The sequence below is a fragment of the Bacillus swezeyi genome (assembly GCF_001969815.1).
In the GTDB taxonomy this organism is placed as follows: domain Bacteria; phylum Bacillota; class Bacilli; order Bacillales; family Bacillaceae; genus Bacillus; species Bacillus swezeyi.
On sequence record NZ_MRBK01000011.1, the window covers coordinates 19,442 to 32,325 of the forward strand.

Genomic DNA, 12,884 nt, shown 5'->3' on the forward strand with positions numbered 1-12,884 from the left:
TAAAAGTAAAGATGACAAAATCCTAAAACTTTAAATCGTTTTAGGATTTTGTCAACAATTTAACACCAGTTCAATCTGAACTGGTGTTAAGCATTCAGCGCGCCGGCTGCTCCTGTTTCTGCGGTTTCTTTTTCAGCGTAAATGAGAGAATAAACCCGATCAGCGCCAAAACAGCTGCAACGATAAAGGCTGAGTTCATTCCGTGAATCATTGCGTTTATCGGGCTTGAGGTGCTGGCGTTTTTGGCCGAACTGCTCATGACCGAGATTAAAACAGCTGTACCGATAGATCCGCCGATCTGGCGCATCGTATTGTTCATTGCCGTACCGTGCGGGATGAGATGATTCGGCAATGCGTTGATGCCCGCCGTTGTCAGCGGCATCATAATCATTGATGTACCGATCATCCGCAGCGTGTAAATCACAACAATGAATGTGAGTGATGTATCGATTTTCAGATCCGCAAACGGAATCGTTGTTAACAGCAAGGTGGCAAAACCGATGATGGCCAGGCCTTTGCCGCCGATCTTGTCAAAAATCCTGCCGATGATCGGAGACATGATGCCCATTGCGATCGCTCCGGGAAGCAGCATCAAACCGGAATCAAAAGCTGTAACGCTTCTAGCGTTTTGTGTATATAGCGGCAAAATCGTTTCTGTACCGATCATTAATGCAAAGACGAGCATACTCAAAAACGTAGTGATGCTGAATGTCCATGATTGGAAAACGCGGAATTCAAGTATCGGTCTTTCGATCTTCATTTGTCTGATGATAAAGAAGAGTAAGGCGATGGCGCCAATGATAAATGAGGTGACAACGGTTTGGCTTCCCCAGCCGTCTGATCCGGCGCTGCTGAATCCGTACAGCAATCCGCCGAAGCCTAAGCTGGACAGGATAATGGAAAGAATGTCCACAGATGTTTCTCTTAGTTTTGTCACGTTTTTCATCAGTATGATGACCAGTACAAGGTCAATAAGTGCAATTGGCAAAATAATATAGAATAAGTATCTCCAAGTAAAGCTGTCGACGATCCAGCCTGACAGTGTCGGCCCGATGGCAGGGGCAAAGGCGATGACCAAGCCGACCATTCCCATCGCTGATCCGCGTTTTTCAACCGGGAAAATCGTTAAAAAGATCGTTTGCATCAACGGCATCATAATCCCGGCGCCTGCGGCCTGAATAATCCGCGCAGTCAAGAGAACAGGGAAGTTAGGCGCAATCGCGCCGACGACCGTTCCGGCCGCAAATATGCTCATCGCTGTGATGACGAGCGCGCGGCTTGAAAACTTCTCTATTAAAAAGGCGGTAACCGGAATGAGAATGCCGTTCGTCAGCATGAACGCTGTCGTCAGCCATTGTCCTTTTGTTGCATCGATGTTCAAGTCTGACATAATGTGCGGCAGTGCGGTCACTAAAAGCGTTTGATTCAAAATCGCGATAAACGCTCCAGCCAAAAGCAAACCTACGATGATCTTTCGATTATATGTGTGCTGTTCAGTTTCTGTATTCATGTGAAATCCCTCTTATTCTTTCATACATATGGTTTTGATTTGTGAAATGTCATGCTGCAGCCCCTCAATTTTCCCCAAATAATCGAGAAGGGCCCGAATTAAAAACGGACGAGGCTCTTTTTCGAACAATTCCTCGCTAAGCAATCCTGCTGCAGACAGCAGTTCTTTGCTTTCAACCTCATCCTTTGAAAGCGAGGAAATCGTATCTTTCAATTTTTGCAAATGCTCGGCCAGTAATTCTTCCTTTTTCGGCGGACGGCAAAAGGCCACATTCATATAGGCGGCAATCACATCATCATTTAATGATGTTTTCTGATCTCCAGCCCGCTTTTTCTGGATGTACAAATCCATCACAGTCATGATAAAACGGGGAATCGTTTCAACATCCGGCTGTGTTTTTTCGATAGCGACTAAGAAAAGAAACTCCCTCATCAGGCCGTGAAAAATGATCACGAGATCCCATATAAACGGCTGCACCTCTTCTCCATACGCTTGAATAATGGAATCTCTGTGCCAGCTGATGATCATGGACTTCGTCTGTTTGAGGTGTTTTCTAAAAACGGAGGTATCAGGAGAAGAACCATCATTGGACATGAAGTTGATAAATTGGCGGTTTTCTCTGAACTCCGTAATTTCAAGGGCGATTTTCTTAGCAAATCTCTCTTTTGGCGTCAAAGAGGTTTCCGCATTGATTTTAGCAGATTTTTTCAGCATTTGTTGCTTATTGAAGTTGCTTAATGCCAGCAGCAGTTCCTCTTTTGATTGAAATATTTTATAAATAGAAGCCTTTGACATTTTGCATTCTTCAGCGATCGCCTGCATCGAAACATTGATATAGCCTTTTTGGGCAAACAGTTTTTTGGCAGCTTCTATGATGTCTGCTTTTTTATCCTTCATCCTTACTCCTTCTCTCACAATGATAAAACTCATGAGTCACTAAAAAACCCATGAGTTTTCATAAAAGAAATATTAGCAGACCCATCAGGTCCGGTCAATCATTTTGTTTCGGATTATTTTTTAAGTGAATCCATTCTGCCGCATCATTATAAGAAAGCACATCATCCGTCATATGCTGAAAACGTCCATGACGGATGATGTCTTCGCCGATCTTTTTCAGCAATGTCAATCCGGCTCTGAAAGGTGCAGATCCGCAGCTGATTCTCTCAATTCCGATTTCAGAAAGAAGCTTTAATGAAGGGGTAGACGCACCTGCCAGCAGATTGAGCGGACCGGAAATGCCTGTTCTCAGTTTTACAATGGTTTCAGTATCTTCAACCCCGGGGATAAATATGCAGTCTGCACCCGCTTGCCGGTATAGATTTGCCCGCTCGACGGCTGACTGGAGGCGGAAGCCGGGATCGCCTGCTTTTAGCCAATACACATCAGTGCGTGCATTGATAAAAAGAGGGACATTCAGGTCTCTGATCGCCGCGATTTTTTTGGCCTGCAATAAAACATCACTCAGGGGCTGATCGGGATTTCCTGTTCCATCTTCAAGATTAATGCCGACAACACCGGCTGCAATGACTTTTCTGACATGATCAGCGACTTCTTCAGGTGATGTGCCGCAGCCTGCTTCAATATCTGCACTGACGGGGACATCGACTGAATTAACGATCGTTCTTAATGTTTCAAGTAATTTTTCAAAGGGGAGGTTTTCACCGTCTTTACAGCCCCAAGACATGGCGATCCCGGCGCTTGTTGTTCCAATGGCTTTAAAACCGTTTTGCTGAAATGATTTGGCGCTTGCCGAATCCCAGGCATTCGGGAGTACAAAGGTGCCAGGCTGATGATGGAGCTGCTGAAAGGCCTTAAATTTCGTAAATTGCTTCATATATTCCACTCCTTTTGTAAAACATTTTAAATGTTTTATCTTTCGATGCTCATCGAAATGTGGAATGTGAAGCATGAAAAAAGGCTATCGCTTACCGATAGCCTAAAGGTTTCTATTCGAGTTTAAAGCCTTGCTTCTCAAGCATTGCGCGGATGTGCGGATAATACACGCGATTGTAATAAGCGGAAATGCCTTGTGACCAGTTTCTTGATTCCTGTCCGTTTGTGCGCTGTTTCATGTATTCGGACATTTCTTCATCGTACGCGTCAATCAGCGGTTTTACATCTGAATGATATGTTTCGCTGTGTCTGACCGCTTGTTCAGGCAGGCGCGGCTTTTTCGCAGAGCGGTCCGCCGGATGGCCGACGACAAGGCCTGCGACAGGAAAGACATATTCGGGAATGTCGAGCAGCTCAATCAGTTCTTCAGCGCGGCCGCGGACTGCGCCGATCGGAACAGTGCCAAGTCCCAACGATTCGGCGGCAGCTGTTGCAGTTCCGAGGGCGATGCCGGCGTCGACTGCACCGACGAGCACGGATTCGACTCCGTCTGTTATCGCAAGGTTCTGGTCGTTTTTCTCAAGAGCGATTTTCGCCCGGTTGAAATCAGCGCAGAATAAGAGGAAAACGGGAGCTTGTTCGATCCAGGTCTGTCCTCCGGCCAGTTCGGCAATTTTCTTTTTCCTTTCCTGATCCTGAACGGTGATAACGGTAACCTGTTGGCCGTTGATCGATGTCGGAGCGGCTTGGACGGCTTCGATGATGCTGTCCAGCTGCTCCGGGTTGACGGGCTCATCAGTATAGCTGCGGATGGATCTGTGGTCTGTCAATGTTTTCAATACTTCATTCATGTTTTTCGCCTATCCCTTCTTATTTAAGTCGTCCTGAGTGCGTACCACATTGAGCGGCTCAGCTAAAAGATCGCCTGCTGCTTGAACAAACGTTTGAAAATGCTCTGTCTGATTATGGGCATTAAGCGCTTCTTCGTCTTTCCATTGTTCAAGCATGACAAATGTATTGGCATTTTCCACATCCTCGAACAGCTGGTATTGAGCGTTCCCTGCTTCAGCTCTTGAATGCTTCAGCAATGGATGCACGCTTTCTAGAAATGATTCGCGTTTTTCTGGTTTTACTTTCATGTAGGCTTGCAATACGATCATCGGATAAAACCTCCGTCATTAAATTTAGAATACCTTTTGCCTTATGTTGTATGCATTCGGTTTATTGTTCGAAAGTCATCGAACAATTGAATCGTATCATGGAGATCATCTGGCGGCAACCATTTTGCATTTTAGGGCAATTGTCTTGAAGTGAAGATTATGATACATTTAACCCATGAAAACACATGACATGAAGTTAATCTCCGTTCTTCAGGCGCTGAGTGATCCGGTCAGACTGGAAATTGTCAAAGCTTTGGCGGAAACAACCGAAAAAACGTGCGGTGCCTGCACCAATCTCAAAGTCGCTAAATCAACGCTGTCCCACCATTTCAAAGTGCTTAGGGAGGCAGGCATTCTCCAAGTGCGGATCGAAGGGAAGCATCATTACTATTCGCTTTGCAGAGATGAGCTTGAACAGCAGTTTCCGGGATTGATCTGTGCGGTCCTTCATGTTGACAAAGAACGGTGGTAAGCTTGCGGCGCCTCATACAGAAACTGAATTTCGGGGCTAATTGGATACCGGCAGACGGACTCTGCCGGTACATTTGTATTATCCGCACACCGCTTGATAAAGCTTGACAACGCCTTCATCAATTTGATCCATGCCGATTTTTGCAAATCCCAACACAAGAGACGCCGTTCCGGTGCGAATCTCTTTCTTACTATTTAAACTAAACCGGTTCATGCCGTATACTTCAACCCGGTTTTCCCTGGCCCTCATCAATATCTCTTCTTCACTGCGTTCTGTTTCAAAATCAGCCACAAAATGCAGCCCTGCGCTCGCACCTTTGATTTTCACCCGTCCTGTGAAGGTTTTCTCAAGGCTGCCGATCAGCCTTGTCCGTTTCTCCTCATAAATCTGGTTCATTTTTTTGATGTGCTTTTGATATTCCCCTGATTCAATCAATTCCTGAAGCGCAAATTGCGTCAGGACGCTGCTTGATTGAATCGAAAAATGATGCCTTTTTCTGTAGCGTTTCAAAAGCTTTTGCGGAAGTACCATATAGCTGATTCTAAGGCCGGGAAGAAGCGACTTTGAAAACGTTCCGATGTAAATGACTTTTTCAGAGCGGTCAAGGCTTTGCAGAGCCGGGATCGTATCGCTGCCGTATTTAAACTCGCTGTCATAATCATCTTCAACAATATAGCGGTCTTCTCCATCAGAAACCCAGTTCAAAAGCTGAATCCTTCTTGATACAGGCATGATGATCCCCGTCGGAAACTGGTGTGAAGGCGTGACAAACAGCACGTCGGGGTCCAGGGCTTGAATATCGCTGATTCGTATTCCTTTATGATCAAGGCCAATCGTGACAACCCGTTTCCGCTCATTTTTCAACAATTGATAAATGCGGCTGTAGCCCGGCTCTTCCATCGCATATAAAGCAGATTCCGGAAGAAGATCTTGAATGATATGAATGAGCGGCTGAGTGCCGGCGCTGATCACGATTTGCTCCGGGTGGCACTTGACACCTCTCGTTAAAGCGATGAATCGTGCGATCGTTTGACGCACTTGGTAGACGCCTTGAGGATGCGTCATTTCCCCGAGTTCATCGGTATGGGAAGCGACGGCTTTTTGCTCACAGCGAAGCCATGTTTTGAAAGGGAAATGAGCCGTATCAACGCTCATATGAGAAAAAGAAATCCAGCCGCTGCCTCTGTTTTCTCCTTCAGCCAATTCTTTTTCGAGCTGGAGCGGCTTTGAATGCTCGGTGGCGTGGAACGTTTCGATCTGCTCCACAAAAAAGCCTTTTCTTTCCTTTGAATAAAGGTATCCTTCGGCAAGAAGCTGCTGGTAAGCTGCATTGACGGAATTAATGCTGACGTTCAGTGCTTTGGCAAGCTCGCGTTTTGAGGGCAGCTTTTTGCCGGGCAAAAGATTTCGGCTGAAAATTTCTTCTTTGATTCTTTGATAAATTTGATGATAAATATAATCCGCGTCTTCAGAGCGGTCAATCGGTATTGTGATCATAGCGCCTCCTTCTGGTACCTTGAAAAATAAAAAGTTGGCACTTTTCATCATACCAAATAATATTCAGAATAATAAGAAATAAAAAGGGGGAGAGATGATTCATGAGTCTTAACACAACAGCATTCACTACGAAAGATTGGCAGGCAAAACGGGATCAATATGTGGCAAGAGGGGTCGCAAATGGCAACCGCCATCTTGCAGCAAGGGGAGAAGGCGCGGTTTTATATGATATCGACGGCCGGCGTTTTATCGATTTCGCAGGAGCGATCGGTACAATAAACGTCGGGCATTCCCATCCGAAGGTCGTGGAAGCGGTGAAGCGGCAGGCCGGCGAGCTGATCCACCCCGGCTTTAATGTCATGATGTATCCGGCATATCTGGAGTTGGCGGAAAAGCTTTGTCAGCTTGCACCAGGCACTCACGATAAAAAAGCCATTTTCTTAAACTCGGGGGCAGAAGCTGTCGAAAATGCCGTGAAAATCGCGAGAAAATATACAAATCGCCAAGCGGTTGTTTCTTTTACCCGCGGATTTCACGGCCGTACAAACATGACGATGAGCATGACCAGCAAGGTGAAGCCATATAAGTTCGGCTTCGGGCCATTCGCACCTGAAGTCTATCAGGCACCGTTTCCCTACTATTATCAAAAGCCGGAAGGAATGACTGATGAAAGCTATGATGACATTGTGATTCAGGCTTTTGACGATTTCTTTGTTTCTGCTGTTGCTCCGGAAACGGTCGCATGCCTCGTGATGGAGCCGGTGCAAGGAGAAGGCGGCTTTATCATTCCTTCGAAACGGTTTGTGCAGCATGTCGCCGGCTTCTGCCAAAAACACGGAATCGTTTTTGTCGCCGATGAAATTCAAACGGGCTTTGCCAGAACCGGCAAGTATTTTGCAATTGAGCATTTTGATGTGGTGCCTGACCTTGTGACGGTATCAAAATCGCTTGCCGCCGGCGTTCCGCTCAGCGGTGTCATCGGGCGTGCAGAAATGGTTGATACCGCAGACCCAGGGGAACTCGGCGGCACATACGCCGGAAGTCCGCTCGGCTGTGTCGCCGCTCTGGCAGTGCTCGATATCATCGAGGCAGAACAGCTGAACAAGCGCTCTGAGGAAATCGGTAAAGCGATCGAAAATAAAGCGCTTGAATGGAAAACAACATACCCGCAGATTGGCGAAGTCCGCAGACTTGGCGCAATGGCGGCGATTGAAATCGTCAAGGATCAAGGGACACGCCAGCCGGATAAAGCGGCCGCGGCTAAGATGGCAAAGTATGCAAATGAACACGGCCTGCTGTTGTTGACGGCAGGAATCAACGGCAATATTATCCGCTTTTTGTCTCCGCTCGTGATCACGGACGAACTGCTTCAAGAAGGGCTCGGCATCATCGAAGAAGCGCTGGAACAACTCTAGTTTGACAGCTTCAACAAAGGGGGCGGATTTTCATGGGAAAATACGAAATGAAAAAGTCAATGTCGCAGACAGATGTGTTATTTTTGGCAATCGGAGCTATGCTGGGCTGGGGCTGGGTCGTTCTTTCAGGAGACTGGATTTTGACAGCCGGCTTTTTAGGCAGCACCATCGCGTTTATCATCGGCGGGATTCTTGTGATATTGATCGGTTTAACTTATGCGGAGCTTTCTTCTGCGATCCCGGAGACGGGGGGAGGACTGATTTTCGTCTACAGGGCGTTCGGGCGAAAGCCGGCGTTCATCGCGGCCTGGGGCGTGCTGTTCGGCTATGTTTCAGTGATCACCTTTGAAGCGGTCGCACTGCCGACTGTGATCGATTATGTACTGCCTGTTGAGCATCAAGGGTTTTTGTGGTCGCTCAGCAGCTGGGATGTGTATCTTACCTGGGTTTTGATTGGTTCCGGAGGAGCGGTCATTTTGACCGCGCTCAACTATTTCGGCGTCAAGCCGGCAGCTGTTTTTCAGTCGGTCTTTACGATTGCAATCATCGCAACCGGCTTTCTGCTATTGAGCGGCGCTTTAGTAAACGGTGATTTTGAAAATGTACAGCCGCTCTTTAAAGACGGTTTTTCCGGAATGATGTCCGTCCTCGTCATGATCCCGTTTTTGTTTGTCGGGTTTGACGTGATTCCTCAGGTGGCGGCAGAAATCAATGCGCCGAAAAAAATCATCGGCAAAATTTTAATCATTTCGATTATCAGCGCGGTTGTGTTCTACCTTTTAATCGTTTTCGGCGTGACGATGGGATTATCTGAAAGCGAGCTGGCGGCGACTTCTTTGGCGACTGCAGACGCCATGGTCAATCTTCTTGGCAGCCAGATGTTCGGCACTGTCCTGGTACTTGGAGGTGTGGCCGGCATTATCACGAGCTGGAACGCGTTTATCATCGGCGCGAGCCGCATCTTGTTTGCAATGGCTGAAAAGGGGATGGTTCCGAAATGGTTCGGCTACATCCATCCGAAGTATAAGACGCCGACACATGCGATTTTGTTCCTTGGAGCGCTGGCGTTCTTCGCTCCGCTTTTGGGGCGCCCTGCCCTCGTGTGGATCGTCAATGCCGGGGGAACCGGGATTATTGTCGGGTATTTGATCGTGTCAATTGCATTCCTGAAGCTGAGAAAAACAGAGCCGGACTTAAACAGACCTTATAAAATCAATAAGTGGAAAACAACGGGTTTATCTGCTATCCTCTTAAGTGTTATCTTTCTTGCCTTTTATTTGCCGGGCATGCCGGCCGCATTGTCGTGGCCGTATGAATGGCTGATATTGGCGGGATGGACATTGATCGGATTGATTTTATACAACAGCAATTCAAATCATAAAGGGGAGGAGATTCAACATGACCAGCATGCTAGAAGTGTTTAACCCGGCGACTGGAGAAAAAATCAAAGCGGTTCCCCGGCAATCCGGAAAGGAAGTCGAAGAAGCGGTCGAGCGGTCGCATGAAGCGTTTCAAACATGGTCCAAAACATCTGCTTCTGAAAGAGCGGGCTTGCTGAAAAAATGGTTTGACCTCATTGTGGAGCAAAAAGAAGAACTGGCGAAGCTGATTACGCTTGAGAACGGAAAACCTTATCAAGAAGCACATGGGGAAGTGATGTACGCCGCGGGCTATATCGAGTGGTATGCAGAGGAGGCGAAGCGCGTCTACGGCAGAACGGTTCCCGCATCTGTCACCAATAAGCGGATTGTCGTCACCCGTCAGGCTGTCGGTCCCGTTGCGGCCATCACGCCGTGGAACTTTCCGGCAGCGATGATCACGCGTAAAGCGGCGCCGGCACTCGCGGCGGGCTGCACCTTTATCATCAAGCCTGCTCCTGATACGCCATTGACAGCGCTTGAGCTGGTGCGCCTCGGACATGAAGCCGGCATTCCGAAAGACGTCCTTCAATGTGTAAACGGCGATGGGGAAGAGATCGGTTCTATTTTTACGAGCCATCCATTGATCCGCAAAATTACATTTACCGGGTCAACGCCTGTCGGCAAACATTTGATCAAAAACAGCGCCGATACGGTGAAGCATGTATCAATGGAGCTTGGCGGACATGCGCCGCTGATCGTTGATGAAGATGCAAATATTGACCTGGCCGTTCAACAGACAATGCTTTCGAAATACAGAAATGCCGGACAAACCTGTGTCTGTGCAAACCGTCTGATCGTCCATGAATCGATCAAGGACGAATTTGCAGAAAAACTCCGTGCAGAAGTCACCAAACTGAAAGTGGGGAACGGGCTTGACGAAGGTGTTTCAGTCGGTCCGATCATCAATAAAAAGGGCTTTCAGAAAATCGTCGATCAAATAAATGATGCGGTCGATAAAGGTGCAAAGGTTTTGATTGGCGCGGAATATGAACGTGATGATGAGAAATCATGCTATTTTGTTCATCCGACAGTACTGACGGATGTGGATGCTTCGATGACGATCATGCATGAGGAAACATTTGGTCCTGTTGCGCCGATTACGACTTTCAAAACATTGGACGAAGCGATCAAGCTTGCCAATGATACGCCATACGGCTTAGCCGCGTATTTCTTTACGGAAAACTACCGCCGCGGCATCTATTTGTCGGAAAACCTTGATTACGGTATTCTCGGCTGGAATGACGGCGGGCCGTCAACCGTACAAGCGCCGTTCGGCGGCATGAAGGAGAGCGGAATCGGCCGTGAAGGCGGACTGGAGGGCATAGAGCCTTATTTGGAAACGAAGTATTTGTCCATCGGTTTGGATGAGTAGTAACAGAGCAGAGCCCGTCCGGGGCAATCCGGGCGGGCTCTTTTTTACGCATTCACATTTTCGGCGCTCATTTTATTCTTTCTGGGCTGATAGGAGACGTAAAAAATGCCCAGCAGAAGAAGAGCAATGCCGGCCCATGAAATAAGAGGCAGAGACTCTCTGACAAGCGCGGTCCCCAAAAGCGATGCGGTGAGCGGCTCGGCCAATGACAGGGTAACGGCTGTTGAAGCGGGTATTTTTGAAAGCCCTGCAGTAAACAAGAGATAGGCCGCTCCAGTGGCGATCACCCCGATATATACGCTCACAGCCATTCCCTGCACGGAGACGATCCAGCCAAGGTCATAGAGAAATAATAACGGCGCCAGCAGTACACCGCCTAAAGAGAAAACAACACCCGTAACAGCCTCAGGCTTTTGCTTTTGAAGAAGCTGTTTGCTAGTCAGCGTGTAAACGGCAAAGGAAAGCCCTGCCCCGAGCGCCAGCAAAATCCCTAAAAAGCTGCCTCCTGAGGAGGCGGATGGAATAAACAATAAAGATACGCCTGCTATTGCTGCCATCGTTGCGATCCACCATCTTGTCCGAGGGACCTTTTGATAGATGAGCCATTCGAGGCAGCCTGCGATAATCGGAGCGCTGCCGATCGCGACAACCGTTCCGACGGCAATGCCGGATAAGCTGACGGCTGAAAAAAAGAAAGGCTGGTAAAATGCCATGCTCAAGGCTGCGATGATGAGTGTTCGAACAGGCCAGCCTTCGCGTTTCAACTGTCCGCGGAAAGCCGCGAAAAGCAGCAGGGTTAAGCCGCCGACTGCCATTCTGACGGCGCCAAAAACGACGGGTGCCGCTTCTTTTGGCGCAAATGCCTGGGTTGTTCCCGTCGTTCCCCATAACATGGCGGCAAGCAAGACAAATAGAATGGATATCCTCATACTCTGATCTCTCCCCACGAAAAACTCGGTCATTAAGAGCTTTTTTTATTGTAAGACAAGTTTGACTTTTTTTAAATCGCCGTTGTATAAAAAGAGGCATGTTGATGAGATGACCGCGCCGACGGTGCCGGACTTTACGCCATTCGGGTCCCGCAAAAGGAATAGGCTAAAAATCGAAAAATAATGGAGGAACCGGATGAAGAAATGAAAGTTCGTTACAGGCGGATGTTCGAGGGGAAAACAAATGTTTAATAGTGAGCAGAAAGCCATTGAGTACGCCATTCAAGAAGAAAATATAAACAGAAAAATAGATTTGAATGATGAAACGTAATTGTTTTTCGATGCTCCGAATCGGACGGAAATGGCTCACTTCATTCATCAAAATAACAAATATCAATGGTGTCACAGCTTAAATCAGTCGTTTTGAAATGGGATAACCCCAATTTAAACGCTACTGCCGAATTCAAAACCCCTTAAACTTAGGGATTGCTGATACGGGATACGATATTGCACAGACCGTCGATGAAAAAACGGGCATTTATTATGAGATTACGCCTGAATAGTCTGAGACGCCTCCTTTCCAGAAAGATGAGAGAGTTTAAAAAGGCTGCCGAGATCTCTCGACAGCCTAAAGCTTTTTTTACGATTTTTTTCTGCGTACTGTTACGAACAATGCCGTTCCCCCAAGCAATACGGCCAGGATCGACAAAATGAGGGAAGCGGTTTGAATACCTGAGTTTCCCTGTGTTTCTGCCGGACTCTCTTTTGTTGTTGCTCCATGTTCATCAACCGTTTCGTGTCCGAGCTTGGAAGCATCGACGATGTTTGTCATCGAGTGGGGGGTATCGGCGTCTTCATCACCGGTCCATTCGACAATGCTTCCGTCTTTATAATACTGGAAGGCGTCCCATGCGGCTTGCTGTTCTTTATCAGGGTTTTTCGCCGTGAAGGTAAACTGCTGGAATTGCCCCGGCTGAATGCCTCCGTCTTTAGCTTCCCATGTCACCCTTGTCACTTTTCCATCTTTTTCTTCAGTGCTCGTTTTCCAGCCGGGGACAGGCTCATGCTGCTGGAATTCAACGCCGTTCGGCATACTGAGAACGACTTTTGTCGTTGCAATATCTTTTTCAACCGGTACTTTGATTGTATATGTTTCCCATGATCCCGCCGCGGATTCGTCCGGTTTTACGGTGACGTGGGCGCTGACAGGTGCGGCAATAAGCAGAAGCGCTGCACATACGGCGCTTAAAAACATGTTTCGTTTAAACATTGACA

Annotated in this window: 12 protein-coding genes; 4 read left to right on the forward strand and 8 right to left on the reverse strand. The window is 47.6% G+C overall.

Annotated features, from left to right (window positions below):
• Nucleotides 1–94: 94 nt before the first annotated feature.
• The 5 genes from BTA30_RS10405 to BTA30_RS10425 all read right to left on the reverse strand — a co-directional run bounded on the left by BTA30_RS10405 (nt 95) and on the right by BTA30_RS10425 (nt 4,503).
• A complete protein-coding gene (locus tag BTA30_RS10405) occupies nt 95–1,510 on the reverse strand; it encodes an MDR family MFS transporter (RefSeq protein ID WP_076761187.1) in 1,416 nt (471 codons plus the stop codon).
• A gap of 12 nt (nt 1,511–1,522) precedes the next feature.
• Entirely contained in the window at nt 1,523–2,407 is an 885-nt protein-coding gene (locus BTA30_RS10410; protein ID WP_239693630.1) for a TetR/AcrR family transcriptional regulator, read from the reverse strand.
• Between the two features lie 94 nt (nt 2,408–2,501).
• Nucleotides 2,502–3,344, reverse strand: coding sequence for an isocitrate lyase/PEP mutase family protein (locus tag BTA30_RS10415; RefSeq protein ID WP_076761189.1), 843 nt, complete (start codon nt 3,342–3,344; stop codon nt 2,502–2,504).
• Nucleotides 3,345–3,456: 112 nt separating this feature from the next.
• On the reverse strand, nt 3,457–4,194 hold the full coding sequence (locus tag BTA30_RS10420) for an NADPH-dependent oxidoreductase (RefSeq protein ID WP_076761190.1): 738 nt from the start codon (nt 4,192–4,194) through the stop codon (nt 3,457–3,459).
• 9 nt (nt 4,195–4,203) lie between these two features.
• Nucleotides 4,204–4,503, reverse strand: a complete 300-nt coding sequence (locus BTA30_RS10425; protein ID WP_076761191.1) for a putative quinol monooxygenase — start codon at nt 4,501–4,503, stop codon at nt 4,204–4,206.
• A 175-nt stretch (nt 4,504–4,678) separates the two neighbouring features.
• Between BTA30_RS10425 and BTA30_RS10430 the strand changes: the two genes are divergently transcribed.
• On the forward strand, nt 4,679–4,975 hold the full coding sequence (locus BTA30_RS10430; RefSeq protein ID WP_076761192.1) for an ArsR/SmtB family transcription factor: 297 nt from the start codon (nt 4,679–4,681) through the stop codon (nt 4,973–4,975).
• Nucleotides 4,976–5,053: 78 nt separating this feature from the next.
• On the opposite strand, the gene gabR is transcribed toward BTA30_RS10430, so the two are convergent.
• On the reverse strand, nt 5,054–6,472 hold the full coding sequence (gene gabR, locus BTA30_RS10435) for a MocR-like transcriptional regulator GabR (protein WP_076761193.1): 1,419 nt from the start codon (nt 6,470–6,472) through the stop codon (nt 5,054–5,056).
• Nucleotides 6,473–6,573: 101 nt separating this feature from the next.
• Between gabR and gabT the strand changes: the two genes are divergently transcribed.
• From gabT to gabD, 3 genes are read left to right on the forward strand one after another with little or no spacing between them, the layout of a single operon-like run.
• On the forward strand, nt 6,574–7,887 hold the full coding sequence (gene gabT, locus BTA30_RS10440; RefSeq protein WP_076761194.1) for a 4-aminobutyrate--2-oxoglutarate transaminase: 1,314 nt from the start codon (nt 6,574–6,576) through the stop codon (nt 7,885–7,887).
• A gap of 32 nt (nt 7,888–7,919) precedes the next feature.
• Nucleotides 7,920–9,311 carry an APC family permease gene (locus BTA30_RS10445; RefSeq protein ID WP_076761195.1) on the forward strand — a complete coding sequence of 464 codons (1,392 nt, stop codon included), beginning with the start codon at nt 7,920–7,922 and terminating at the stop codon, nt 9,309–9,311.
• Nucleotides 9,286–10,680: a succinate-semialdehyde dehydrogenase gene (gene gabD, locus BTA30_RS10450; RefSeq protein WP_076761196.1), complete on the forward strand. Its 1,395-nt coding sequence runs from the start codon at nt 9,286–9,288 to the stop codon at nt 10,678–10,680. Before BTA30_RS10445 ends, gabD begins: the two co-directional genes overlap by 26 nt.
• Nucleotides 10,681–10,724: 44 nt before the next feature.
• Here gabD and BTA30_RS10455 read toward each other — a convergent pair whose 3' ends face one another.
• Both BTA30_RS10455 and BTA30_RS10460 read right to left on the reverse strand, forming a co-directional pair.
• Nucleotides 10,725–11,609 carry an EamA family transporter gene (locus BTA30_RS10455; protein WP_076761197.1) on the reverse strand — a complete coding sequence of 295 codons (885 nt, stop codon included), beginning with the start codon at nt 11,607–11,609 and terminating at the stop codon, nt 10,725–10,727.
• A gap of 640 nt (nt 11,610–12,249) precedes the next feature.
• Nucleotides 12,250–12,879: a YcnI family copper-binding membrane protein gene (locus tag BTA30_RS10460; RefSeq protein ID WP_076761198.1), complete on the reverse strand. Its 630-nt coding sequence runs from the start codon at nt 12,877–12,879 to the stop codon at nt 12,250–12,252.
• Between the last annotated feature and the right edge of the window lie 5 nt (nt 12,880–12,884).